25 protein-coding genes are annotated in these 24,312 nt (G+C 39.4%); 21 read left to right on the top strand and 4 right to left on the bottom strand.

Going from position 1 to position 24,312, the window contains the following annotated elements; translation table 11 throughout:
• Nucleotides 1–12: 12 nt before the first annotated feature.
• The 3 genes from QZ289_RS03600 to QZ289_RS03590 are packed head-to-tail and all read right to left on the bottom strand — an operon-like array spanning nucleotide 13 to nucleotide 2,142.
• Nucleotides 13–1,044, bottom strand: coding sequence for an aspartate-semialdehyde dehydrogenase (locus QZ289_RS03600; RefSeq protein ID WP_295699289.1), 1,032 nt, complete (start codon nucleotides 1,042–1,044; stop codon nucleotides 13–15).
• A 59-nt stretch (nucleotides 1,045–1,103) separates the two neighbouring features.
• Nucleotides 1,104–1,685, bottom strand: a complete 582-nt coding sequence (locus QZ289_RS03595; protein ID WP_295699286.1) for a YigZ family protein — start codon at nucleotides 1,683–1,685, stop codon at nucleotides 1,104–1,106.
• Nucleotide 1,686: 1 nt separating this feature from the next.
• A complete protein-coding gene (locus QZ289_RS03590) occupies nucleotides 1,687–2,142 on the bottom strand; it encodes an META domain-containing protein (RefSeq protein WP_295699283.1) in 456 nt (151 codons plus the stop codon).
• A 110-nt stretch (nucleotides 2,143–2,252) separates the two neighbouring features.
• Here QZ289_RS03590 and QZ289_RS03585 point away from each other — a divergent pair, with 110 nt between their 5' ends.
• From QZ289_RS03585 to QZ289_RS03570, 4 genes are all read left to right on the top strand, one after another.
• Nucleotides 2,253–3,041 carry a histidinol-phosphatase gene (locus QZ289_RS03585; protein WP_295699281.1) on the top strand — a complete coding sequence of 263 codons (789 nt, stop codon included), beginning with the start codon at nucleotides 2,253–2,255 and terminating at the stop codon, nucleotides 3,039–3,041.
• A 149-nt stretch (nucleotides 3,042–3,190) separates the two neighbouring features.
• Complete coding sequence (locus QZ289_RS03580) at nucleotides 3,191–3,763, top strand: adenylate kinase (protein ID WP_295699280.1); 573 nt, start codon at nucleotides 3,191–3,193, stop codon at nucleotides 3,761–3,763.
• Nucleotides 3,764–4,178: 415 nt separating this feature from the next.
• On the top strand, nucleotides 4,179–5,018 hold the full coding sequence (locus tag QZ289_RS03575; protein ID WP_295699278.1) for a peptidylprolyl isomerase: 840 nt from the start codon (nucleotides 4,179–4,181) through the stop codon (nucleotides 5,016–5,018).
• A 27-nt stretch (nucleotides 5,019–5,045) separates the two neighbouring features.
• Nucleotides 5,046–5,969, top strand: coding sequence for a class II fructose-bisphosphate aldolase (locus tag QZ289_RS03570; protein WP_295699275.1), 924 nt, complete (start codon nucleotides 5,046–5,048; stop codon nucleotides 5,967–5,969).
• A 111-nt stretch (nucleotides 5,970–6,080) separates the two neighbouring features.
• Here the strand turns inward: QZ289_RS03570 and QZ289_RS03565 are convergent, their stop codons facing one another.
• A complete protein-coding gene (locus QZ289_RS03565; RefSeq protein WP_295699271.1) occupies nucleotides 6,081–6,221 on the bottom strand; it encodes a hypothetical protein in 141 nt (46 codons plus the stop codon).
• A 155-nt stretch (nucleotides 6,222–6,376) separates the two neighbouring features.
• Here QZ289_RS03565 and QZ289_RS03560 point away from each other — a divergent pair, with 155 nt between their 5' ends.
• From QZ289_RS03560 to QZ289_RS03480, 17 genes are all read left to right on the top strand, one after another.
• Nucleotides 6,377–7,093: a YebC/PmpR family DNA-binding transcriptional regulator gene (locus QZ289_RS03560; protein ID WP_295699268.1), complete on the top strand. Its 717-nt coding sequence runs from the start codon at nucleotides 6,377–6,379 to the stop codon at nucleotides 7,091–7,093.
• 130 nt (nucleotides 7,094–7,223) lie between these two features.
• The gene (locus QZ289_RS03555) at nucleotides 7,224–7,628 is read left to right on the top strand and encodes an NAD(P)H-quinone oxidoreductase subunit 3 (RefSeq protein WP_295699265.1); all 405 of its coding nucleotides are present in this window, start codon (nucleotides 7,224–7,226) and stop codon (nucleotides 7,626–7,628) included.
• Nucleotides 7,610–8,119 carry an NADH-quinone oxidoreductase subunit B family protein gene (locus QZ289_RS03550; RefSeq protein ID WP_295699263.1) on the top strand — a complete coding sequence of 170 codons (510 nt, stop codon included), beginning with the start codon at nucleotides 7,610–7,612 and terminating at the stop codon, nucleotides 8,117–8,119. The genes QZ289_RS03555 and QZ289_RS03550 overlap by 19 nt, the downstream gene beginning before the upstream one ends.
• Nucleotides 8,120–8,138: 19 nt before the next feature.
• Entirely contained in the window at nucleotides 8,139–8,882 is a 744-nt protein-coding gene (locus QZ289_RS03545) for an NADH-quinone oxidoreductase subunit C (RefSeq protein ID WP_295699261.1), read from the top strand.
• Nucleotides 8,879–10,108 (top strand): NADH dehydrogenase (quinone) subunit D, encoded by a 1,230-nt coding sequence (nuoD, locus tag QZ289_RS03540; protein WP_295699259.1) that lies wholly within the window; start codon nucleotides 8,879–8,881, stop codon nucleotides 10,106–10,108. The genes QZ289_RS03545 and nuoD overlap by 4 nt, the downstream gene beginning before the upstream one ends.
• 9 nt (nucleotides 10,109–10,117) lie before the next feature.
• Nucleotides 10,118–10,348, top strand: coding sequence for an NADH-ubiquinone oxidoreductase subunit E family protein (locus QZ289_RS03535; protein WP_295699256.1), 231 nt, complete (start codon nucleotides 10,118–10,120; stop codon nucleotides 10,346–10,348).
• The gene (locus QZ289_RS03530) at nucleotides 10,345–11,151 is read left to right on the top strand and encodes a hypothetical protein (RefSeq protein WP_295699253.1); all 807 of its coding nucleotides are present in this window, start codon (nucleotides 10,345–10,347) and stop codon (nucleotides 11,149–11,151) included. Before QZ289_RS03535 ends, QZ289_RS03530 begins: the two co-directional genes overlap by 4 nt.
• Complete coding sequence (locus QZ289_RS03525; RefSeq protein ID WP_295699251.1) at nucleotides 11,148–13,628, top strand: NADH-quinone oxidoreductase subunit G; 2,481 nt, start codon at nucleotides 11,148–11,150, stop codon at nucleotides 13,626–13,628. The genes QZ289_RS03530 and QZ289_RS03525 overlap by 4 nt, the downstream gene beginning before the upstream one ends.
• Nucleotides 13,625–14,623 carry an NADH-quinone oxidoreductase subunit NuoH gene (nuoH, locus tag QZ289_RS03520; protein WP_295699248.1) on the top strand — a complete coding sequence of 333 codons (999 nt, stop codon included), beginning with the start codon at nucleotides 13,625–13,627 and terminating at the stop codon, nucleotides 14,621–14,623. Before QZ289_RS03525 ends, nuoH begins: the two co-directional genes overlap by 4 nt.
• Before the next feature lie 8 nt (nucleotides 14,624–14,631).
• Nucleotides 14,632–15,264, top strand: coding sequence for an NADH-quinone oxidoreductase subunit NuoI (gene nuoI / locus QZ289_RS03515; protein ID WP_295699246.1), 633 nt, complete (start codon nucleotides 14,632–14,634; stop codon nucleotides 15,262–15,264).
• The gene (locus QZ289_RS03510) at nucleotides 15,257–15,781 is read left to right on the top strand and encodes an NADH-quinone oxidoreductase subunit J (protein ID WP_295699244.1); all 525 of its coding nucleotides are present in this window, start codon (nucleotides 15,257–15,259) and stop codon (nucleotides 15,779–15,781) included. The genes nuoI and QZ289_RS03510 overlap by 8 nt, the downstream gene beginning before the upstream one ends.
• Nucleotides 15,774–16,076 carry an NADH-quinone oxidoreductase subunit NuoK gene (gene nuoK, locus QZ289_RS03505; RefSeq protein ID WP_295699243.1) on the top strand — a complete coding sequence of 101 codons (303 nt, stop codon included), beginning with the start codon at nucleotides 15,774–15,776 and terminating at the stop codon, nucleotides 16,074–16,076. The genes QZ289_RS03510 and nuoK overlap by 8 nt, the downstream gene beginning before the upstream one ends.
• A gap of 3 nt (nucleotides 16,077–16,079) precedes the next feature.
• Nucleotides 16,080–17,954 carry an NADH-quinone oxidoreductase subunit L gene (gene nuoL / locus QZ289_RS03500; RefSeq protein WP_295699241.1) on the top strand — a complete coding sequence of 625 codons (1,875 nt, stop codon included), beginning with the start codon at nucleotides 16,080–16,082 and terminating at the stop codon, nucleotides 17,952–17,954.
• Nucleotides 17,951–19,522, top strand: coding sequence for an NADH-quinone oxidoreductase subunit M (locus tag QZ289_RS03495; RefSeq protein WP_295699239.1), 1,572 nt, complete (start codon nucleotides 17,951–17,953; stop codon nucleotides 19,520–19,522). Before nuoL ends, QZ289_RS03495 begins: the two co-directional genes overlap by 4 nt.
• Before the next feature lies 1 nt (nucleotide 19,523).
• The gene (nuoN, locus tag QZ289_RS03490; RefSeq protein WP_295699238.1) at nucleotides 19,524–20,978 is read left to right on the top strand and encodes an NADH-quinone oxidoreductase subunit NuoN; all 1,455 of its coding nucleotides are present in this window, start codon (nucleotides 19,524–19,526) and stop codon (nucleotides 20,976–20,978) included.
• Nucleotides 20,979–21,016: 38 nt separating this feature from the next.
• The gene (locus QZ289_RS03485; protein ID WP_295699236.1) at nucleotides 21,017–23,386 is read left to right on the top strand and encodes a tetratricopeptide repeat protein; all 2,370 of its coding nucleotides are present in this window, start codon (nucleotides 21,017–21,019) and stop codon (nucleotides 23,384–23,386) included.
• On the top strand, nucleotides 23,386–24,192 hold the full coding sequence (locus QZ289_RS03480) for a HesA/MoeB/ThiF family protein (RefSeq protein ID WP_295699540.1): 807 nt from the start codon (nucleotides 23,386–23,388) through the stop codon (nucleotides 24,190–24,192). The genes QZ289_RS03485 and QZ289_RS03480 overlap by 1 nt, the downstream gene beginning before the upstream one ends.
• Nucleotides 24,193–24,312 lie beyond the last annotated feature (120 nt).

Here is a 24,312-nt window from a genome sequence, read left to right as displayed (position 1 = left end):
TTTGTTTTTTTATTATTTATTCTCTTGCATTTCAATCCACTTTTGAGCGATTCTCACTGCATTTGTTGCCGCTCCTACGCGAATCTGGTCTGCTACACACCATAAATGCACAATATGTTTATCAAAATTATCTGCACGTATGCGCCCTACGTATGTTTGGTCTGTCTCACTTGCAAAGCTTGGCATAGGATAGAGTTTGCGCTCTGGATCATCACAAAGCACTACATTAGAGGACTGCACGAGAAGCTCGCGAATTTTTTTTACATCAACTTTCTTTTCAAATACAATCGTAACAGATTCACTATGACTGCGTAAAACCGGCACACGCACACAAGTAGCACTCACAGGGAAAGAGACGTGCATAATCTTATGTGTTTCATTAATCATTTTCATTTCCTCTTTGGTGTAGTCATTTGGCATAAATACATCAATATGTGGAATCACATTAAAAGCCAAACGATGGGGAAATACTTCAGCCGCCGCCTCATCAAGCTTAAAGGCAAAAAATGCCTGCATTTGCATTACAAGCTCCTCCATACCGCGTTTGCCCGCTCCACTTGCTGCTTGATAGGTGCTTACATCTACACGTTTTATGCCAAATACCTTATGCAAGGGTGCAAGGATTTGCACCATTTGAATCGTAGAGCAATTAGGATTAGCAATAATCCCCTTTTTGCGCCATTCCTTAATATCCTCCGCATTCACTTCAGGCACGACAAGTGGCACATCACTATCCATACGGAAATGGCTTGTATTATCTATCACTACCGCTCCAGCTCTTACTGCACTTGGTGCAAACTCTGCGCTTACCTTGCCTCCTGCTGAAAAAAAGGCTATCTCTACATTTTCTTTAGCAAAAATTTCGTGTGTTGTCTCTTGTATTTTATACGTTTGTGAATCAAACTCTATCTCCTTACTCACACTGCGCTTACTTGCTAATGGCACAATCCTCGCCACAGGGAACTTACATTCCTCCAAAACTCTAAAAATCTCCTCGCCAACAGCCCCACTTGCACCTACCACAGCGACTATATATTTTTTCAAAGCCAATCCTTTTCACAAATATATTGCAGTGTAACAAAGATTTTTCAATTAATGGATAATTAAGAATCTTCCATAAATCTCTTAGCTAAAAGTGTCTCCAAAGCACTTTTTTTACCCTCTATTCTAAGCCTCACCCCATTTGCTAAAAACGAATCTTTATAAACCTTCAAACCCATTTTTTGTGCCTCATACTCACACAAGGAAAGTTGATTATAGGCAATTTGTAATGTTATACTTTCACTCATTACAAATGTTTGCAATAAATGCTGTGTTTGAGCCATTTCTATGGTATTTTGCACAGCTGCCGTATATGCTCTCACTAGCCCACCAACGCCCAAAAGCTGCCCACCAAAATAGCGCACAACCACCACCCCCACATTAATAAGCTCCTCCCCACGTAACACATTCAAGCTTGGTATACCGCTACTCCCCTTTGGCTCTCTATCATCATCAAAAGATTCTATAATATGCTGATATTCATTCAAATGCCGACTCGCACGAACAAAATGCGCCGCCTTTGTGTGTTCTTGTCGCAAATTTTTATATAAAGTGTCAAATTCACCAAAAGGTGTTAAAAAGCTTAAAAACTTTGAACCCTTACTCTCAAAACTACCCTGTGCTTGAGAAAGAAGCATTTTCATTTTAATCTTCAATCAATTTGAGATAATATGTTGCCTCTTTGCCTTCTAACTGCATTTGATTACCTTTTTTACGCACAATAAAATCTCCCTCCAAGGCTTTTAGAAAATAATACTCATATTCCGCGCTCTCGTGGGGGAAGCATATACGACGTGATGAGCCACTATTGCTCACTTTTAGTTTTTTGCCACTCAAGGCAAAAGTTGCAAAATAATTATTGCATACACTCACGCCAAAGATACGATTTTCATCTACATCAAAGCTCATACTCGACTTGGCTTGCTCCCATATAGGTGTAAATTCACGCCCATTTTGATAAAGAATCTTGTATACATACCATTGCTTACTTGACTCTAACAGCGCTTCTTTATTCTCTTGTCGCACTAAATCCACAAAGCACCCACTCATTACTATCAAAGCCGTCATAGCGCATATTGTAATCTTAAAAACATACTTCATTGTTTTCACCCAAATACTTTAAATTTTGCCTATTCTAAGCCATTTATAAGTAAAGCATTATAGAATCCCTTTGCAAACACATACCCACAAATCAGCAAGGAATGATATTTATGCACATTGATTTACATAATCACACTGCCCTTTGTCGCCACGCTACAGGCACAATGGAGGAATATATCATTCAAGCCATCGCACAAAATATTGATATTTTTGGCTTCTCCTGCCACGCACCTATGGCATTTGATGAGGCATATCGTATGAATCTGGCAGAACTCCCCCAATATCTTAGAGAAATCACCCGTTTGCAGGAAAAATTTAAAGATAAAATTACCATTCTAAGCGCCTTAGAAGTCGACTATATCCTACATAGAGAGGATTTGATAGAATCTCCACTTTTATCACAGCCTTTTGATTATCTCATTGGCTCCGTGCATTTTTTAGAATCTTGGGGCTTTGATAATCCTGCGTTTATAGGCGAATACGCTAAACGCGACATCGAGCAATGCTGGAGTGAATATCTATGCTCCATCGCTCAAATGGCGCAAACAGGCTTTTTTCAAATCGTAGGACATTTAGATTTGCTCAAACTCTTTGGACATACTATGCCTGATTCTCAAATACCCTATCTCAATCGCGCCTTAGAATCTATCGCCGATAATCATTTGGCTATCGAGCTTAACGCTGCTGGGTGGCGCAAACCTATTAAAGAATGCTATCCTAGCGCATTTATCTTAGAAAAAGCCTTTCAAAAAGGTATCGATATTACCTTTGGTTCGGACGCCCATAGTGTAGAACACATTGGCTTTAGATATAATGATTTATGCGCTTTAGCAAAAAGTGTGGGCTACACCCACGCTCTTTATTTCTCGGAAAAACAGCCCATCAAGGTAGTTTTTTAGGTTTTTTATACTCACATTGCATAATTTTTCAGAATACTTCAAAGCACTACTAGCTTTTCTTAAGATTTAAAAAAGTATAATCAAACCTCCCTATACAGAACTAAATATTAAGTTTTAGACATTTTAATTTTTAATTTGAAGGAGACAAAATGAAAAAATTGTTTTTAATTATCGGCGCACCCGGCTCTGGTAAGACAACAGATGCACAACTTATCGCACAACACAATACAGATTCTATCGTGCATTACTCTACCGGAGACCTACTCCGTGAAGAAGTGGCAAGTGGAAGTGAGCAGGGAAAGATCATTGATAGTTTTATCAGCAAGGGGAATCTTGTGCCGCTTGATATTGTGGTAAGCACCATCCTCAATGCCCTAGCCAATGCGCCTAAAGATGTAATCATTATTGATGGCTATCCTCGCAGCGTGGAGCAAATGCAAGCCTTAGATGAAAAGCTAAAATCTCAAAATCAAGTAGAACTTATAAGTGTTATTGAAGTGCAAGTAAGCGAAGCAGTCGCACGATACAGGGTATTGGGGCGTGCAAGAGGAGCTGATGATAATGCAGAGGTATTCAATAATCGTATGCAAGTCTATCTCTCACCATTAACAGAAATACAAGCATTCTACACACAATCAAAAGTGCTGCATAAGATTAATGGGGAACGTAGTATCGAAGAAATTGTGAGCGAAATGGAAACATTTGTGAAAAGTAAAATCTAATACAAATCCTCAAGCTCTTATGTGTAATTTACTTTTAAATTAAGAGGAAACATTTTCTCCATAGCAGCAAAGGGATACCTTAAGCCTATTCAAAGATGCTGCAATACAGTGTCATTTAAAATAAAGAGACCTTAGTATAATCTCATTCTCACTTGTATATTGCCTAAGTCAAATTACCCTCTCTGCATCATAAGTTAATGCCTTAAAAGGTTTGCAAGTGCAGAATGAGAGCAATCCAAGTCTATCTTAAAAACTTTATGTATGCTCTTTACGTTTAATTTCATATAAATTAAAATAAATAAATTTAGAATCCTACCTATTGTTTTTTGTTTGATAAAAAGCAATCGTTTTCTTACAATTTATTTAGCTTTAATTGTTACAATCGCGCTTATCTTAATAATTAGTGGAGACAACTATGAAACTACAGCTCAATAAGCAAATCTGTGTGGGATTTTTTTTAATATGCGCAACATCTGTATATGCAAAAACTTATGCAACTGTCGATGGCAAAGCAATTACGGATAAAGATATAAAGATTCTTGAACAGAATATCCCAAACTTTAACTACAGCAAACTCTCTGAACAGGAAAAAGAGATGTTTATTAATGAGCTTGTAAATAGGCAGCTTATGATTAAAGCCGCAAAACAAGAAAAGCTTGACACCTCAAAGGAATATATTGATGTCGTCAATAACATAAAAGATAATCTGCTTATTGACTTATGGACAAAACAACAAGCCGATAGCATTCAGGTGCCAAATATGAATGATGCGCAGATTCGCAAAATTTATCAAGAAAATGAAGGGCTTTTCATCAATCAGGAAGGTAAGGCAAGGCATATTCTTGTAAAAACTGAAGCAGAAGCGAAGAATATCATTAAAGAGCTTGATAAGGCATCAAAAGGCAAAGTAGAAGCGAAGTTTATCGAGCTTGCCAATCAAAAATCTATCGATCCTGCTTCACAGCAGCAAAAAAATGGTGGTGATTTGGGTGTATTTCAACGCTCTATGATGCACCCTGATTTTTCAAAGGCTGCCTTTGACTTGAAACCCGGCACATATAGTAAAGAACCTGTGCATACTCCTTTTGGCTATCACATAATCTACTTAGAGCGTAAAAGTGAGCCAAAAATTGTTCCGTATGATGAGGCAAAAAAAAGTATAGAAAACGAAATCAGGGCGCAAAACGTAAGAGAGGGTATGATGCAAAAAATTCAGGCATTGCGACAAAAAGCTAAAATTGAAATCACAAAATAAACATATAAAATTACCTAAGGAGGGAATATGTTAGTTTCCGGGAGCGAGATATTGCTCAAAGCACATAAAGAGCGCTATGGTGTAGGAGCATTTAACTTTGTTAATTTTGAGATGCTAAATAGCATTTTTGTGGCAGCAGATATAGCCAAATCCCCTATTATTGTGCAGGCAAGTGAAGGGGCGATTAAATATATGGGGATTGATATGGCAGTGGGAATGCTAAAGATTCTCTCTAATCGCTATCCGCATATCCCTGTGGCGCTTAATCTCGACCACGGCACGAGCTTTGAATCTTGCAAGAAGGCTGTTGATGCGGGGTTTACCTCTGTGATGATTGATGCCTCTCATCACCCTTTTGAAGAAAATCTCGCCCTTACAAAAGAGGTTGTAGAATACGCACATTCTAAGGGCGTGAGTGTAGAGGCGGAGTTAGGGCGACTTATGGGGATTGAAGATAATATCTCTGTGAGTGAAAAAGATGCGGTGCTGATTAATCCTGATGAGGCAGAGGAGTTTGTGAAAGCTACGAAAGTTGATTATCTCGCTCCTGCTATTGGCACAAGCCACGGGGCATTTAAGTTTAAAGGTGAGCCAAAGCTTGATTTTGAACGATTACAAAAAGTAAAAAGACGCACAAATATCCCACTTGTTTTACACGGAGCGAGCGCTATTCCCGAATATGTGAGAGAGGCATTTTTAGCTACAGGTGGGGATTTAAAGGGGAGTAGGGGAGTGCCTTTTGAGTTCTTGCAGGAAGCCATTAAGGGCGGGATTAATAAAGTTAATATCGATACAGATTTGCGCATTGCCTTTATAGCAGAAGTGCGGAGAGTGGCAAATGCGGACAATACGCAATTTGATTTGCGCAAGTTTTTTACTCCAGCTATGGAATCTGTAATTAAAGTAATGGTTGAACGTATGGGAATCTTAGGAAGCGCACAAAAGATATAGACTTTTTTCTCCCATAAATATATGCGTTCCAAGATTCTAAGCCCTAAAAACTCACTTTGATAATCACTGCAAAAGAATATAGAATTGCTTATTTTTAGACATCACAGGAAATTATAAGGTATATCCAAAACCAACTTCTTCACGCCCCCCACCCCACTCATCTCCTTCCATTCCAAATATAATACCCCAAAGGTGAAAAGATTTTTCCTCTTCTATTTGAGAATACCTTTCATCCCTCAAGTCCAAAAACATAAATCTCTTTTTACCTTAAAGATATAAAGATTATATCATTGCTTATAAGTTGAAGGAGAAAATCTTACAGTGCTTAAAGATTGATGTGTAAGTTATTATTTTATCTTAATATTGCTATAATCCCATCTTTATATCAATAATGCACAAGGATTCGTATGGGACGAGCATTTGAATATCGCCGCGCAGCTAAAGAAAAACGATGGGACAAGATGAGCAAAGTCTTTCCCAAACTTGCAAAAGCCATTACTGTCGCCGCTAAGGAAGGTGGGGGAGACCCTGCGATGAATGCTAAGCTCCGCACGGCTATTGCCAATGCTAAGGCACAAAATATGCCAAAAGACAATATCGATGCGGCTATCAAACGCGCAAGTGGCAAAGATGGCACCTTTAGCGAAATCACTTATGAGGGCAAGGCAGCCTATGGTGTACTTATATTTATCGAATGCACGACAGACAATCCCACACGCACTATTGCTAATATCAAAAGCTATTTTAACAAAACGCCCAATGCAAGTATCCTTACCAATGGCTCTATCGACTTTATGTTTGCGCGAAAAAGTGTGTTTGTATTTCGCACAGATAAAGATGTAGCAGAGATAGAATTAGCCCTTATTGATTATGGTTTAGAGGAACTAGAAAGCGCAGAAGATGAGCAAGGTGCATATTATACCGCCTATGGAGATTATAAAGATTTTGGCACACTCAATGAAGGCTTTGAATCCTTGCAGATTCCAATCCTTAAAGCCATCCTGCAGAGAATTCCAACCTCACCCATTACCCTTGATGAAGCCCAAATGCAAGAAATTGAAAAACTACTTGATAAAATCGAGGAAGATGACGATGTTCAGGCGGTTTATACAAATATCAGTTAGCATAAATAAGCCTTATTGAGAGTAAAAAAGTAACCTTTTTTCTCTATTTGTAAAGTATTTTTTACCAAATAGCCCTTTTGTTAGAATCTATACATTACAATTTTTCCAATAAAACAACAAAAGGGAAAAAATGACTCATTCTGCATTTGAACACCCCTATTTTGGTGTGTTTGTATTATTTGTCCTCACTTGCGTTGCTTTTACCCTCACGCTTCGATTGCAGCGCATTCTTTCACGTAAGCTTGCTAAAAAAGATAGAGAAAAGCTCAAACTCTCTACCTATGAATGCGGTCCCACGCCTAACAAACAGCCAAACAAAATCTCCACGCATTTTTTTATCCTCGCTCTACTTTTTATTCTTTTTGATATTGAAGTGATTTTTATGCTACCTTGGGCGATTAATTTTAAATATTTTGCACATATCGGGCTTGGCAGCTTTGTGTTTATAGAAATGCTAAGTTTCATTGGATTACTCGTTATAGGCTTTATCTATGCGTGGAAAAAAGGAGTTCTATCGTGGCAAGACATCAAATAAATTACGCACAAAGTGGCGGTTTGCCTATCGCCCTTAGCAGTGTGGATAAACTACTCAATTGGGGGCGAAGTAATTCATTATGGGGGTTAACTTATGGTTTAGCCTGTTGTGCGATTGAGATGATGGCTACAGGTGGTAGTCGCTTTGACCTTGATAGGTTTGGGACAATCTTCCGTGCTTCTCCTAGACAAGCAGATTTAATGATTGTATCAGGCACAGTTACTAAAAAACACGCCGAGTTTGTCCGCAGACTTTATGACCAAATGCCAGAACCCAAATGGGTGATTTCTATGGGTAGTTGTGCCAATACCGGCGGTATGTTTAATACCTACTCCACTGTGCAAGGCGTGGATAGAATCATACCTGTGGATATCTACTTGCCCGGCTGTGCGCCTCGCCCTGAAACCTTGCAATACGCCATTATGGTGCTGCAACAAAAGATTCGCAGACAAAAGGCTCTGCCACAGAATCTACAAAAGCGACTTGTGTAATGCAATCTAAGGAAAAGTGATGATAAGACAGAATCCCCCTAAGGCTAATGCTCAAAAAAGCGCATACTACACGCATCGCTTTGATGTCGCGCCCACTTCACCAAAGCTCCAGCTTGAAGGCTTTGAAGCGGAATGCAAAGCTATCCAAACACCCATTGCAAAAAGCTATATGCAAAATAACCTTGCAACATTGTGGGTAGAATCTGCTCATCTTTTCGCACTCATTAAGGAGCTTCACGCACTAGGCTATGCTACACTGACTGAAATGAGCGCGATTGATAGATTGCAAGATTGCAATGAATTTGAATTGTTTTATCTTTTATTGAAGCTTGAGGATACTCACTCAAAGCGATTAAAGATTAAAACTAAAATCAAAAAAGGACAGCATATCGCCTCCCTCACGCCACTTTTTAAAAGCGCAAATTGGAGTGAGCGTGAATGCTATGATATGTTTGGCATTATTTTTGATGAACACCCTTGTTTGCAGCGATTGCTTATGCCCAAGGATTGGGTAGGACACCCATTGCTTAAATCCTATCCTTTGCAAGGTGATGAATATGCCGCGTGGTATGAAGTAGATAGAATCTTTGGCAAGGAGTATCGTGCCATTATCGGCGCAGAGCAACGCGATAGCGCAAGGATTGACTTTAATGATGATAAAAACTTCGCACCCACTACTCCTACGCCTATCTATCAAGAGGAAAATACTCCTGCTTTTGTCAAATCCTTTAAAAAGCATACAAAACTAAAGGCGCGGCGATGAAGCAAAATTACACGAGATTAAAACCAAATTTTGAAAATATCTTTTTTGAGCAAGAAAATGATAAAATGGTGCTTAACTTTGGACCCCAGCACCCCTCTGCTCACGGACAGCTCCGCCTAATTTTAGAACTTGATAATGAAAAAATCATCAAGGCTACACCTGATATTGGTTATCTCCATCGTGGCATTGAAAAACTAGCTGAAAATATGATTTATAATGAGTTTATGCCTACAACCGATAGACTTGATTATATCGCCGCTACAAGCAATAACTATGCCTTTGCGCTAGGAGTAGAAAAGCTCATTGGTGTAGAAGTGCCTTTACGTGCGCAGGTTATCCGCACTATGCTTTTAGAAATTAATCGCATTATCTCACATATCTTTTTCCTCGGTGTACATGGTATGGACGTGGGTGCGCTTTCTATATTTTTGTATTGTTTTGTAGAGCGCGAGTATGGCTTGGATTTAATGGAGGATTACTGCGGAGCAAGACTTACGCATAATGCCATTCGTATCGGTGGTGTGCCGCTTGATTTACCCAATGGATTCCTAGAGAGTGTAGAGAAATTCACACAGAGTGTGCCCAAAACGCTTGATTTGGTGCAAGGTTTGCTTGATAAAAATAGAATCTGGCGCATTCGCTTAGAGGGCGTGGGGCAGGTATCACAGGATTTTATCAAGCAATGGGGTTTAAGCGGTATTATGGCACGAGGCAGCGGTATCAAATGGGATATTCGTAAGCATAATCCCTATGAGCTTTATCCACAGCTTGATTTTGAAGTGCCTATCGCTAATGAGGGGGATTGCTATGCGCGCTATCAGCTCTATATTGAGGAAATCTACCAATCCCTAAAGATTCTAAAACAACTCATCACCCTCTACCCTAGCACACCACCAGAGATTATGGCAAAAGATGCACGTTATCTCTCTGCGCCCAAAGAGGATATTATGACGCAAAATTACTCCCTTATGCAGCACTTTGTGCTTGTAACTCAAGGTATGCGCCCACCTGTAGGAGAAGTATATGTCCCTACCGAATCTCCTAAGGGTGAGTTAGGTTTCTTTATCGCCTCTCTTGGCGGCACATCGCCACATCGTTTAAAAATCCGCACCCCAAGCTTCCATCACACAGGAGCATTACAAGAACTTTTAGTAGGACATTATCTCGCAGATATTCCCACCATCATTGGCTCTACCAACATTGTTTTTGGCGAAGTGGATAGGTAAAGGACATCAATGAAACGATATGATTTACGGCATTTAGCAAATGATTTTGATAAAAGAATGAATGAAATATGCGATACATTGCAGGATGGCGAGGTAGCTATTTTCCTCTTTGAAGTGCGGGATTTTACTAATGTGCAAAAGGCGATTGATTGTATCTTGCATCATGGTGATGAATTACTTAATAGCCTCCGTTTTAATGAAGTGGATTGGACTATCGTAGTAAGGAGAAAAGCACAATGAAAGCTTTTGTCTCTCTCCTTGCTAACATCTCTCAAAAGACCATAAAACACGATGTTAAAGGATACGATACGCTTCTTAGTTTTGGTTACTTTTGGCAAAATCTACCTGATTGCAAACAGCTTTTTGCCCTGCATCCGCTTTTTTTGTTTGATAATCCATCTGTGCAAACCTTGCGATATGAAATCGGCACAGAATTTGGCGTAGTATGGCTTTTAGCACATACCCTTTCCTCTATGCTTAATGCCTCAAATCCACTCACACAAGACCTTCAAGCCACATTAAAGCATATCGATATAGGCTATCTTGCCTCAGAATCTAATCTCGCTGAAGAGGAGCTAGAGGGCATAAGCGATTATCTCTCTCATACCCAAAGCCCCATAGGCATAGTACTTGGCAAGGAGTTAGCCCTTCACCCTCACGCAGAGGATATTGCCTTGATATGTGGCATACTTGGGGCAAGTCCTTATATTGATATGATTATACCAGATTTCACAGAGAACATTACTCTTAGCACACCACCACATCTTGACTTACAAATATGCGAGGATTTACCTGAATCTAATGGCAATTTTATCTATGCCCTACCCTCTACACTATCCACGCCTACACTTAAGATCCCGCCGCTTTTTGCTCCTGCTCTAAAGCTTAAAGATGGACAGCATATCACATTAAACTTTGAATCTCAAAGTATCAAGGCAATATGTCAATGCGATAAGGCACAAAAAGGTACTATCGCTCTCTTGTATTTGCCACAAACACACGATATAGGCTATCCCTACAAAAAAGTCGAGGTAATATTATGAGTGAAATTACTATCACAATTAATGGGCAAAACATTGCCTGCAATGAAAGCGAAAGTATTTTACAAATCGCACGCAGAAAGGGCATTGAAATTCCTGCCATCTGTTATCTCTCTAACTGCTCTCCCACAGTGGCTTGTAAGCTATGTATGGTAGATATTGATGGTAAACGCAACTACTCTTGCAACGCAAAGGCTAAAGATGGTATGAATATCCTCACTCACACGCCTGAAATCCTCGAAGAACGCAATGCCATAATGCAAAGCTATGATGTCAATCACCCCTTACAATGCGGTGTGTGTGATAAAAGCGGCGAATGTGAGCTGCAAAACTATACCTTAAAAATGAATGTAACCACGCAGGAATATCATATTAAAGAAAGCGACAAACCTCACAAAAGCTGGGCAAAAGCCGTATATGACCCTAATCTTTGCATTATGTGCGAACGTTGCGCCACTACGTGTAAAGATAATCTAGGTGAATCCAAGCTCAAAGCCCAAAAAGCACCCTTAGAGCCACTCGATAATGCCTTATGGAAAGATTCTATGCCAAAGGACGCCTTGAGCGTATGGGCGCGGAAGCAAAAGGCATTGATTGATTTTGTAAGCGATACGCCTTGCTTTGATTGTGGTGAGTGTATTAGTGTGTGTCCTGTGGGGGCTTTAAGCACAAATGATTTTAAATATAAGTCTAATGCGTGGGAGCTAAAAAAGATAGATTCTACTTGTTTCCACTGCCCTATGGGCTGTAAAATCACCTATGAAGTCCGCCATAATGATACACTTGGCACACCACATATTTATCGTATAAAAAATGACTTTTATTTCAATCCTATCTGTGGTGCAGGGCGATATGGCTATGATGTAAGCTCAAGTATAAATCCCACACAGAATCTACAAGCAGCCATTGAAGCTTTCAAAAAGGCAACGCATATCAATATAGGTAATCAAACAACCAATGAAGAAGCCTTCGTGCTCAATCACCTTGCTAAGAGTCTAAATTGCACCCTGCATAATGATGAAGCCTTACATTTTAAGCATTTTATAAATACATTTCTCACATATGCACGAAAGAGTATGCTTAATCACCTTGATAGCTTTAGAGAATCCCAAAATGCCATTATCATAGGTAGTGCGCTTAATTATCAAGTACCAAATTTACGCTATATGCTCAATAACAAACTTAAGCTCCTTAAAGGCTCACAAGCCATATATATGCACCCGCTTGATGATAGCCTTACAACAAGCCTAAGTAAGAATCTTACTCATATTGCTTATCACCCCGACGCACTTTGTGTCGCTGTGGGAAGTGTGGCTCTAGCTTATCTTATGGATAATCCCTCACAAGATACAGAAACACAAATGCTTCAAACGCTTTTGCAGCCCATTATTGCAAGTAAGCAAAGTATTTCTAAGCCCATCACTAAAGAAATCAAAAAAACCATCACTACCACAAATGAAGCCGGTGAGGAGGTAAAAGAAGAAATTGCAGAAACTATTGAAGAAATGCAAGAGGAAATCATCTATCAAACTCTCATAGACGCACATATCAGTATGGAACATTTGAACGCATTAGCCCAAATGCTAAAAACTAATCCCGTGCTTGTGCTTGGGGCTGATGTGTATGAAAATGCCAATATGCAGATATTGGCGCAAATTCTGGCTATTTTAGAGCGTAAAAATGTACTAAAAACTATCTTTATCCCGCCTTTTGCCAATGCGCTAGGCTTAGCGATGATTTGTGATTTAAGCCCTAAAGAAAGCACAAATGAGGGCTTTAGCATAGGATTCCGCGATAAGGGCGATTTTGTATGTGAATCTAATTTCATAAGCATAGATTCACAAATGCCTACTTCCCCTACTACGCCTGATTTTATCCTCCCTGCGCTCAATCAAATGGAGGGCACTTATACGAGCATAGATTGTAGAATCTTGCCTCTCAAACCCGCGCTTCCCTTCAATGGTTATGATTTAAGCGATATTGCTAAGGCATTTGATATGAAAGGCGATTATTTGATTGATTATACAAGCCTTATTTGTGGCTGTGAGTTTGATGACTTTAAAAATGAATACTTGAATGATGGCACAGATATGCGTGGCTATCGTTTTAAAAGCCTTCCTCTTGCTCCATTGGATTTGCCACATTCACTCCCGCTTACATTACCCACTTATAAGCAAACATTCAATGCCTATAAGCTCCATTCTCCATCGCAATTTAATACTTATACCGCAGGAAGCACGCATTTACAAAACAAAATGGGAATCTATGTAAGCCACGCCTTATTACAGGAATTAGGACTGGAAGAGGGAGATTCTATCACACTTACAGATAACACACATCAGGTAAAAGGCGCGGTATTTGTGGATTATTATCTTAATAGCTCTTATTTCCTTATTAACCCTATGCTTGAGGGTGCGGATAAGGTGTTTAATACTACCCTTTGGACACATTTACATATTTCACACAAGGAAGAAGCATGAGTGATTTCAGCGCTAATATTGTAGAAACCCTCCTAGAAATCGTCATTGTTTTGCTTATTTTCTCTGCACTTGCAGGTTTTGGCACATATTTAGAACGCAAGATTCTAGGCTTTTTTCAAAAACGCATAGGACCAAACTATGTAGGACCCTATGGCTTATTGCAAGTGCTAGCCGATGGCATTAAGCTTTTTACTAAAGAGGATATTATCCCACAAAATGCGATTAAGCCTATTTTTATTATCGCTCCATCAATTGCTGCTATTACTGCCTTTATCGCTATGGCACCCATACCCTTTTTCCCAGAATTTGAGCTGTTTGGCTACACAATACGTCCTATTATCGCAGATATTAATGTAGGGATTCTCTTTGTCCTTGCTGTGGGTTCTTGTGGCATTTATGCACCACTTTTAGGGGGGTTAAGCTCGGGTAATAAATGGTCGCTCCTTGGGGGCGCTAGGGCAGCTTTGCAATTTTTAAGCTTTGAGGTGATTACATTCCTCTCACTCTTAGCCCCGCTTATGCTCGTTGGCTCTCTTTCACTCATTGATATTAATAGCTATCAGCAGGGTGGGATGCTTGATTGGCTCATTTTTAAGCAGCCTCTTGCCTTTGGGCTTTTCATCGTGGCTGCCTATGTCGAGCTTAACCGCACACCTTTTGACTTATTAGAGCACGAGGCGGAATTAACGGCGGGATTTGCAAGTGAATATAGCGGCTTAAAATGGGGTATGTTCTTTATTGGTGAGTATGCAAATATGTTTGCCACAGCATTTATCCTAAGCCTTATTTTTTGCGGTGGATTCAATGATTGGGGCATTATCCCCGGAGGCATTGCTATCTTACTTAAAGTATGCTTTTTTATCTTTTTGTTTATGTGGGTGAGGGCGTCATTCCCACACGTGCGTCCTGATCAGCTTATGCGTATGTGTTGGAAAATTATGCTTCCTTTAGGACTGCTTAATGTGCTGCTCACAGGCTGCATTTTATTATTTTAGGAGGATAAATGAAAAATGATTATTATGTTTTAACTCCTCGCAAAAAGCGTGAAGTGCAATCTTTCCCTACGCGTGTAGCCATCACACTCAAAGCCACCTTCAGCGTTGATTTATTTGCCGGCCTCAAAAAGGCTTTGGGTGTATTTTTTGCCCCTAAGGTAACTATCCCTTATCCAATCGAAGTAATCCCTCTAAGCCCACGATACAGGGCAATACATAAGCTTCAAAGACTTTTAGAATCCGATAATGAACGATGCATTGGCTGTGGATTATGTGAAAAAATCTGCACGAGTAATTGCATACGCATAATCACCGATAGGGGCGATGATGGACGAAAAAAGATTCTTAGTTATAGTATCAATTTTGGACGTTGTATTTATTGCGGATTATGCGCTGAAGTCTGCCCAGAACTTGCTATTGTGCATAGTGATATGTTTGAAAATGCAAGTGTACAGAGGGCGCACTTTGGCTTTAAGCCCACACTTTTAGAATCTAAATCCTCTCTCATAGAATTTAGCGGCTATGGCTCTCTATCACCTCACGCAGATGAACGTATGCAGCCTACTCCTCTAAGCTATGTCCTTACTCAAGATTCGCAACCTAGCACAGAATCTTCTACACAGGAGAATAGCAATGTTTGAAACTATCGTCTTTTATCTCTTTAGCACATTATGTATTGTGTGCTTTTTAATTGTGGCAACCTCCTCGCAGATTCTCTATGCGATGACCGCTCTTGCAAGTGGTATGATATTCATTTCGGGCATATTTTTTGTGCTTGATGCGGAATTTTTAGGCGTCGTGCAGATTGTTGTATATGGAGGCTCTGTTGTGGCGCTCTATGCCTTTGCAATGATGTTTTTTGATAGTGCGAAAGATGTCATAGAATCTCGCAAAAATCAATGGGTGGCAAGTGTGCTGTGTGTGGGGATTGCTATCGTGCTTGTGGGGGCATTTGGTATGCCTTTAGTAGGCAATAATTTAGAGACTATCGCCATTTCACAGAATCTTATTGATATTGCAGAGATGAACAATATCCAAATGATTGGCTATGTGCTCTTTACAAAATATCTTATTCCCTTTGAAATAGCCGCTTTTATGCTGCTTGTGGCAATGGTAGCAGGAATTGTATTAAGTATCAAAAGGAGTAAGAATGGTTAGCCTCAATCACTATTTACTGCTATGTGCAATCTGCTTTTCTATAGGGCTTTTTGGCATATTAAAAAGACGCAATATACTTATGCTATTTTTTGCTACTGAAATCTTACTTAATAGCATTAATATCGGCTTTGTGGCGATTGCTTCATATCTTAATGACTTGCAAGGTGAGATTTTCGCACTTTTTATTATCGCTATTGCTGCGGCGGAAATCGCTGTGGGATTGGGGCTTGTGGTGATTTGGTATAGGAAGCATCGCACACTTGATATAAGCACGATAGAAAATCTCAAAGGATAATCTATGACACTTGGTAATGAAACACTCATTCAATTAGTCTATATCGCGCTTTTTGCGCCACTTTGCGGAGCTATTTTTGCAGCATTTTTTGGACATAGACAAAAATGCCTTATTGCTGGGATTGTCCCTACACTCTTGCTTTGTATCTCCTTTGTGGCTTCTTTGCTACTCTTTATAAGCCTTTATCAAGCTGATTTGATTATCCACATTGATTTTCTCACTTGGATTGAAGCGGGGGATTTTTATAGCTCTTTTGGCTATATGGTTGATGTTATTAGCGTGAGTATGATGCTTGTTGTAAGCCTTATTTCTATGCTCGTGCACATCTATTCTATTGGCTATATGAGGCACGATAAGGGATTTAACCGCTATTTTAGCTATTTAAGTGCGTTTGTGTTTTCTATGATGTTGCTAGTAATGAGTGATAATTTTCTTGGGCTTTTTGCTGGTTGGGAGGGCGTGGGGCTATGCTCTTATCTGCTTATTGGCTTTTGGTATGAAAAGACAAGTGCAAATTTTGCCTCCATAGAAGCCTTTGTGATGAATAGAATCGCCGATCTTGCACTTATTATAGGGATTTTCCTTATTGTATATCATTGTGAAAGTCTAAAATACGAAGAAGTATTTTTATCATTGCAAACAGAAAATTTTGATAATAGCTTATTTGTGTGGATTGGAGCATTACTCTTTGTAGGAGCTATGGGTAAATCTGCGCAATTCCCTTTCCATACGTGGCTTGCTGATGCGATGGAGGGACCCACACCTGTATCAGCCCTCATACACGCTGCCACAATGGTAACCGCAGGAGTATATCTCGTGGTGCGCTGCTCTCCAATCTATCAAATGATACCCGATGTAAGTTTTTTCATCGCCTCGCTTGGCATGTTTGTAGCCATTTTTGGCGCGAGTATGGCACTTGTAAATAGGGATTTAAAGCGAATCATCGCCTACTCTACCCTGTCGCAACTTGGCTATATGTTTGTCGCAGCAGGGTTTGGGGCGTATTGGGTAGCGCTCTTTCACCTCATTACTCACGCCTTTTTCAAATCCCTGCTTTTCTTGGGTGCAGGAAATGTAATGCACGCTATGAATGATAAGCTTGATATTACTAAAATGGGCGGTTTGCATAAGCCATTACGCTACACGATGATAATGATGTGTATCGCCTCTGTGGCACTAGCGGGAATCTACCCCTTTGCAGGATTTTTCTCTAAAGATTTGATTTTAGAAATCGCCTTTTCAGAGCATACATTAATATGGACCATACTGCTTATATCTGCACTTTTTACGGCATTTTATAGCTTTAGATTACTTATGCTTGTATTCTTTGTGCCTAAATCTCATCACGAACACCCTCACGAAGCCTATCCCTATATGCTTTTAGCTATGCTACCCTTAGCTATTCTCTCTATCATCGCTGGGCTTGGAGAGGTGTTAGAGCATTTCTTAAGTGGGTATATTCCCTATACACTGCCCACACTCCCTACACAAACACATTTCTTGCTAATTGGCGCTACACTCTCACTTGTCGCTCTTGTGGCACTCTTTAGTATTATTAAATACGCTAAAGGTGGCTTTAGCACATTTTGGGAGCGCACTTTTATCTACAAGATTCTCTATAATAACTACTATATCCCCAAACTCTATGAATGTTTTTTTATCAAGCCCTATCAAAAATGTGCCCTATTCTTATGGCATAAAATAGAAATAGGCATTGATCACTTTACAGACACTATCGCGCATTATGTAAGGGCACTAGGGGGCAAACTCTCACTTATTCAAAATGGCTCACTTACGCGTATGCTTACACTTATGATTGGAGGATTGACTCTCTTACTCCTTGCGTGTGCGCTTTATTTTATATGGAGGCAGTTATGAATTACCTTCTAAGCATTATTATCTTTTTTCCATCATTTGCTGCAACCCTCTTATATGTGCTAAAGGGTGAAAATAGTCGCATATTTGGCATTATTGCAGCAGCTTTGGAGTTGCTTTTTGTCGTGCTTTTATGGAGTGAGTTTAATGTAGGCTATGGGGGGATTCAGTTCTCTAGCCATATAGACATTATCCATTCTTATGGTATAAGCTATTATGTAGGTGTTGATGGCATCTCGCTTTTTCTCATTGCACTTAATGCACTCATTACACTTCTTGCACTATGTCTTTTTAAATATCTCAAAACTTCGCTCATCATTGCTACCTTATGTCTTGAAAGCATTATGATGGGTGTGTTTAGCGCACTTGATGTAATGCTCTTTTACATCTTTTGGGAGCTTTCACTTCTGCCTATACTCTATACGCTTGGTGTATGGGGTGGAGAGAAGAGAATCTATGCCGCCATTAAATACTTTATCTATGCCTTTGGCGGCTCGATTATTATGTTACTAGGGATTTTATATTTTGCTTATCAATATAAGCTCGTTATGGGAGTATGGAGTTTTAATCTCCTTGATTGGTATCAAATCTCCCTTGATTGGCAGACTCAAAAATGGCTTTTTGTCGCATTTTTTGTCGGTATGGCAGTAAAGATTCCTCTCTTTCCGCTGCATTCTTGGCAGCCACATACCTACACACAAGCGCCATTTATTGGCTCCGCACTTCTATCGGCTGTGGTGAGCAAAATGGGGGCTTACGCTCTCTTGCGCTTTGTATTACCGCTTTTCCCTAATGCAAGCGATTCCCTCAATGTCTTTATTGGTATTATTTGTGTCTTTATGATTGTCTATGGAGCGATGATAAGCTTTGTGCAAAAAGATCTAAAAACTCTCCTTGCTTATAGCTCACTTTCGCATATGGGTATCATCGTGCTGGGTATCTTTGCGCTTAATGCAGAGGGCTTAAGCGGAGCGGTGTTTTTTATGGTAACACACGGACTTGTTGTCGCGGGGCTTTTCTTCCTTGTGGGTGTGGTGTATGAGCGAGTGCAGACACAGCAAATATCATCATTGCAAGGCTTAGCCCATAGTCTGCCCAAATTAAGTAGCGTCTTTGGCATAGTGATGATGTGTTCTCTAGGATTACCTCTCACTATGGGTTTTGTGGGTGAGGTGCTATGCCTATATGGATACTTTCAAGTAAGTCCTCTTATCGCATTCTTGGCAGGAAGCAGCTTTTTTGTTGGGGCGATTTATATGCTTGTGGCTTTCAAAAAAGTTTTTCTAGGCACTACACTTCCGCAATACAGCACCCTTAAAGATTTACGTCTAAGAGAAAAAAGTATCTTTATACCCATCATCGCCTTTATTATCTGTTTTGGAATCTATCCCAAACCCATACTTGAGCCTATAGATTCCAGTGTGCAAACACTTGTAAAAACCATTGAAGCAAAAATTCTCTCCTATGGCTCAAATCGTATCATAGAAGGGCAAAATCCTTATCCTTACGAGCATATCCCTAATGATTTTGATGATAAAGGAATGCTCATTATCCCCAACATAGGAGATTAATATGCCAGAATCTATGTATTTTTCATTCGCACAACTTCAAATACCCTTGCTTATTCCTATGTGTATCTCGCTCTTTGGTGGGATTATTTTACTTGGTATTGGAGCTTTAAATAAAATAAAAACTCGCGAACTCTATATTGCCATAAGCCTACTTTTTGTGATTCTTAATCTTGGTTTTCTGCTCCTTGAGGGCAACCCCTCACCACAATTTGGATTTTTCAATCTCTTGCTTATTGATGGTATCTCGATTTTAAGCCAGATACTTATGCTTCTAGCTACGTTTGTGCTTTTATGCTTTTTTATGTATAAAAATACTTTTACAGAAACCCAAAGTGCAGAATTTTATGCACTCCTTTTATTTGCTATTGCCGGATTTGCCTTTATGGTATCAAGTGAGAATCTTATCCTTATACTCTTAGGCTTAGAATGCGCTTCTTTAAGTCTTTACACAATGATTGCATTGCATAATAATACAAAAGCCTTTGAAGCCTCTATTAAATATTTTGTGATGGGTGCATTAGCCACTGCTATCTATGCTTTTGGTGCTATGCTTTTATATGCTGCCACAGGAAGTTTAGAAATATCACATATTGCCTATTTTTTATACACTCATCATTATGAGCCTTCTATTTTAGTTTTTTCAGGCTTTGCATTTTTACTCTGTGCGCTTGGCTTCAAGATTTCCATCGTGCCTTTTCATACTTGGGTCCCTGATGTTTATGAAGGTTCAAACCCACTTTTGGCTGCCTTTATTGCTATTGTTCCAAAAATTGCTACCTTTGCCATTATTATACGAATCTTTACTCCTTTTATGTACTCCCATAGCCCCTTTATAGAATATGTCCTCTATGCACTTGTGGTGCTTACTATGACTATACCCAATCTCATTGCTTTAACACAAACAGATGTGAAACGTATGCTTGCATATAGCTCTATTTCACATTCTGGCTTTGTGCTAGGCGCGATTTTGATAAATGCCCCTCAAATCGTATTTTTGTATTGGTTTTTATTCCTCTTTACCAATATTGGTGCTTTTGGTATTCTATGGCTAAGTCAAAATGACAAAGATAGTGAAGATAACTATACTTTTACCTCTTTGGGCGGAATGATAAAGACAAACACTACTCTAGCCGTCCTCCTTACGCTCTTTATGTTTGCTCTTGCTGGGATTCCACCTTTTAGTGTCTTTTGGGGTAAAATGTATCTCATACAAAGTGCTTTAAGTGCAAACTATATCGTTCTTGCGATCATTATGGCGTTAAATAGCGTTATAGGGGCATTTTACTACCTTAAAGTTGTTATTTATATCTTTGCTAAAAAGCCTCATACTGCGTCCCATCACTCCCCACTTACCTCTTCAAGCATATTTGCCTTGAGTCTTACTCTTATTGTGAGCATAGCCTGCATATTTATGGTCCAAAATTTGCTTGAAGTAGTTACAACTTATATTGGATAGTGGCTTTTAAACAGAATCTAGCCACTCTAGGAGTGCTTGTGCAAACATTTATAGTGGCTTTTATATGCCTTTTGCCCCTATGCGCCCTTGGGCTCGATGTTACCATCAACTATGGCAAGGAGCTAAAAGAGCATTTTTCTGTCCTAAATATTATCCATAACGAGCCTTTAGAATGCACCCAGAATCGCAATGCTCAAGATGAAGTCGTGTATGTTGCCTGCACACTTGATCGTATGCCTATTGCGAGCTTCACCCCCACAGAAACGCTTTTTTTTCGATTCTGGAGTCGTGTAGTTGATGGAAGATTCTATCTTTATGTCGAACCCAAGCATAAAATGATACTTTTTGCCACGCCAAATGATTTAAAAAAAACTACCCCTATCACGAAAGAACAGCCACCTAAAAGCAAATCGTGGCAAATCATTGGCTATAAAAATACAATTCCTTTCCTCAATGACTACGCCAATCAAAACAAACCAAGCGGACTAAATTTTCCTATCAAAATCATCAAAAACAATGAGCTCTATTTTAATGATTTGGATATTGAGAGGGGACCTCTTCATCACGATGATGGAGAGGATTTCGTAGCCTATACACAAATTAAAACATTAATTCAAAACCAAGCCTACATTGATGCAGTAAAACGTATTGATGAAACGCTCATTGCCTACCCTAAAACTATCTTTGCCAAAGACTTGCTGCTCTTTCGATTACGCGCATTAGAACATTTTGATTCTGTAGAAAATAGCGATATGATTATCGATATGGGAATAAAATGGATTAAAAAATACCCCACAGATTCTAATGTCCCTGAAGTGTTGTTTTATCTAGGGAATGCCTATGCTGATATGAGAATCCCCGAAGAAGCAAAATATTATCTTGAAAGAATTATCAGTGAATACCCACAATCACGTTATATGCCTCTTTCTAAAATGGCACTTGCAAAGCATTTTTATAGCAGCACTGATACAAATGCTGCATCTAGACTCTTTGCTCAAGCCTATCAAGAAGCAAAGGACTTAGATAGCGCAAGTGCGGTGGCGATTGAATGGAGTAAGTTCTACCTCCAAAATAGAAATAAAGAGCAGACTCAAAAGTTATTAGAAACAATGTTTAAAGTCAATCCTAGCTATATTACAAAATATCCTCTTAAAACCTATGAATTTCTCAATCTTTTAGCCGAGGAGCAGCTCTATCTTATCGCTGCACAACTTGGAGAATATCTCTATAATCATCTTTTAAGCGATGATATAAACAAAGAAGAATTGCTTAACAATGTAAGTTTATGGTATCAAGCGGCAAATGCTGTGCAAGATGCGCACAGAATCAATAAAATTTTTCTTAGCGAATTTGAACATCGCCCCTTAGCAGATGAAGTAAAAGATAGGGATGATAAGCTCCTCTTTGCCCTTACAGAAGATGATAGCATAGAAGCTAAACTTGAAAAATATGATTATATTATTGAACATTATGCCAATTCACCCGAGCAAGAAAAAGCACTAATGCTAAAAGCCCAAGTGCTTTTTGATGAGGGCAAGTATGAGGAGGTATTATCTCTCAAAGAGCATCTTAAAGATACGCCCCTTATAGCACAAAGCTATAGCGCACTCATTCACAAATCGCTTGAAGATAATGACTGCAAAATCACTGCAAATTATTATATGCAATACCCATATGTGAATTTAGAACCTAAGCAAAAAATGCCTCTTTTTGATTGCCTTTACTCGCTCGCACTCAATAAAGAAGCCGCACAAGTCTCCGCTAATATGGCTACAGAATCTAAAGATTTACCAACAAAACTTGCTTGGCTCTATCGCGATACACTTAATTTTGCCAAACTTGGTGATAATAAAAGCACTGCACTTGCAGGAAGAGACACACTAGAGCTTGCTAAAAGTTTGCAAGAGGCAAAATATTATGATGTGGGCTTTTTACTCTTTAATGCGCTAAACGAGCTCAATGACAAAGAGGGTGCGCTACAAACCTATGCCTTTTTAAAAGAAAAACAAGCTGACAATCCCCAAATGCTGGGTGTAGATCTATATTTGCTGAAAAATGCAGAAACACAAAAAGATGAATTAAGCATTGAAATCTACGCCAAGGATATTTTACGTTTGCAAAAGCTTACAAATAATATAACAGATTCTCCGTATGTGGATTTTGCCCTCGCTCAAAGCTATATCCGCACTCAACGCACAGATGACGCCTTAAATGTACTTGATACACTCCTTACAAAAGATATGAATGATGATAATAAGCAAAAGGCTCTTTATCTCAAAGGCTCACTGCTTAAAACTCTAGGGAGAGATTCGCAAAGCACATTTGAACAATGCCAACTTATAGCTCACGAGGGTGCGTGGAAAAATCTCTGTTCTCAAGCCTTAGAAATGCTAAAGGGTAGCCAATGATATATAACTTTACTGACGAGCAACTCCGTCGATATGCAAGGCATTTTAGCCTTGTGGAATGCGGATTTAAAGGACAGGGCAAAATTTTAGAATCTAAGGTATTGATTGTAGGGGCTGGAGGGCTTGGATCACCTGTAGCATTCTATCTAGCCGCAGCAGGGGTGGGGCATATAGGCATTGTCGATGGAGACAATGTAGATTTAAGCAATTTACAGCGGCAGATTCTGCACACCACCGCAGAAATAGGCACTCCTAAAATAGAATCCGCGCAAAAAAAGCTCCACGCCCTTAATCCCCATATCAAAATCACCACCTATCCTACTATGCTTAATGCGAGTAATGCGCTAGAGATATGTGAGCCTTATGATGTGATTGTTGATGGGAGCGATAACTTTGCGACAAAGTTTTTAGTCAATGATATATGCGTGCTACTCAATAAGCCCTATTCACATGGGGGAATTTTGCGCTTTAGCGGACAAAGTATGAGTATTGAGCCCAAGGTGAGTGCGTGCTATGCCTGTGTGTTTGATACTCCACCTGATGATAAAAATATCCCAAATTGCGCTACTGCAGGTGTATTTGGCTCTGTGGCTGGAATGCTTGGCGGTATCCAAGCCACAGAAGTGCTAAAAATCATTACAGGCATAGGACAGCCTCTTTATAATCAGCTTCTAAGCTTTGATGCTATGGAAATGAACTTCCGCAAAATCACGCTTAAAAGAAACCCACAATGCCGTGTATGTGGAGAAAATGGCATAACGAAACTGCAAGATTATGCAAACCCCGTATGCAATACAAAAAATTAATTCAAACCCCTTAGAGTTTTTATATCAAATTCTACGTGTTGAGCAAATATCAACTTTATTAAAGTTTGAAATTCTTTTATGTTTTCTTTTTTCTATAAGGAGTGAGCAGTATACCTAGTG

Origin of the sequence: uncultured Helicobacter sp. (genome assembly GCF_910577135.1) — a bacterium.
In the GTDB taxonomy this organism is placed as follows: Bacteria; Campylobacterota; Campylobacteria; order Campylobacterales; family Helicobacteraceae; genus Helicobacter_C; species Helicobacter_C mastomyrinus.
The sequence above is the reverse complement of the archived record's forward strand: the minus strand, read 5'-3'. Positions and strand labels throughout refer to the sequence as shown.

Excerpts from the sequence above, each read along its gene's own strand:
- QZ289_RS03595 (WP_295699286.1), bottom strand. The coding sequence starts at position 1,685 with ATGAAAATGCTTCTTTCTCAAGCACAGGGTAGTTTTGAGAGTAAGGGT.
- QZ289_RS03590 (WP_295699283.1), bottom strand. The coding sequence starts at position 2,142 with ATGAAGTATGTTTTTAAGATTACAATATGCGCTATGACGGCTTTGATA.
- QZ289_RS03585 (WP_295699281.1), top strand. The coding sequence starts at position 2,253 with ATGCACATTGATTTACATAATCACACTGCCCTTTGTCGCCACGCTACA.
- QZ289_RS03580 (WP_295699280.1), top strand. The coding sequence starts at position 3,191 with ATGAAAAAATTGTTTTTAATTATCGGCGCACCCGGCTCTGGTAAGACA.
- QZ289_RS03575 (WP_295699278.1), top strand. The coding sequence starts at position 4,179 with ATGAAACTACAGCTCAATAAGCAAATCTGTGTGGGATTTTTTTTAATA.
- QZ289_RS03570 (WP_295699275.1), top strand. The coding sequence starts at position 5,046 with ATGTTAGTTTCCGGGAGCGAGATATTGCTCAAAGCACATAAAGAGCGC.
- QZ289_RS03565 (WP_295699271.1), bottom strand. The coding sequence starts at position 6,221 with ATGTTTTTGGACTTGAGGGATGAAAGGTATTCTCAAATAGAAGAGGAA.
- QZ289_RS03560 (WP_295699268.1), top strand. The coding sequence starts at position 6,377 with ATGGGACGAGCATTTGAATATCGCCGCGCAGCTAAAGAAAAACGATGG.
- QZ289_RS03555 (WP_295699265.1), top strand. The coding sequence starts at position 7,224 with ATGACTCATTCTGCATTTGAACACCCCTATTTTGGTGTGTTTGTATTA.
- QZ289_RS03545 (WP_295699261.1), top strand. The coding sequence starts at position 8,139 with ATGATAAGACAGAATCCCCCTAAGGCTAATGCTCAAAAAAGCGCATAC.
- nuoD (WP_295699259.1), top strand. The coding sequence starts at position 8,879 with ATGAAGCAAAATTACACGAGATTAAAACCAAATTTTGAAAATATCTTT.
- QZ289_RS03535 (WP_295699256.1), top strand. The coding sequence starts at position 10,118 with ATGAAACGATATGATTTACGGCATTTAGCAAATGATTTTGATAAAAGA.
- QZ289_RS03530 (WP_295699253.1), top strand. The coding sequence starts at position 10,345 with ATGAAAGCTTTTGTCTCTCTCCTTGCTAACATCTCTCAAAAGACCATA.
- QZ289_RS03525 (WP_295699251.1), top strand. The coding sequence starts at position 11,148 with ATGAGTGAAATTACTATCACAATTAATGGGCAAAACATTGCCTGCAAT.
- nuoH (WP_295699248.1), top strand. The coding sequence starts at position 13,625 with ATGAGTGATTTCAGCGCTAATATTGTAGAAACCCTCCTAGAAATCGTC.
- nuoI (WP_295699246.1), top strand. The coding sequence starts at position 14,632 with ATGAAAAATGATTATTATGTTTTAACTCCTCGCAAAAAGCGTGAAGTG.
- QZ289_RS03510 (WP_295699244.1), top strand. The coding sequence starts at position 15,257 with ATGTTTGAAACTATCGTCTTTTATCTCTTTAGCACATTATGTATTGTG.
- nuoK (WP_295699243.1), top strand. The coding sequence starts at position 15,774 with ATGGTTAGCCTCAATCACTATTTACTGCTATGTGCAATCTGCTTTTCT.
- nuoL (WP_295699241.1), top strand. The coding sequence starts at position 16,080 with ATGACACTTGGTAATGAAACACTCATTCAATTAGTCTATATCGCGCTT.
- QZ289_RS03495 (WP_295699239.1), top strand. The coding sequence starts at position 17,951 with ATGAATTACCTTCTAAGCATTATTATCTTTTTTCCATCATTTGCTGCA.
- nuoN (WP_295699238.1), top strand. The coding sequence starts at position 19,524 with ATGCCAGAATCTATGTATTTTTCATTCGCACAACTTCAAATACCCTTG.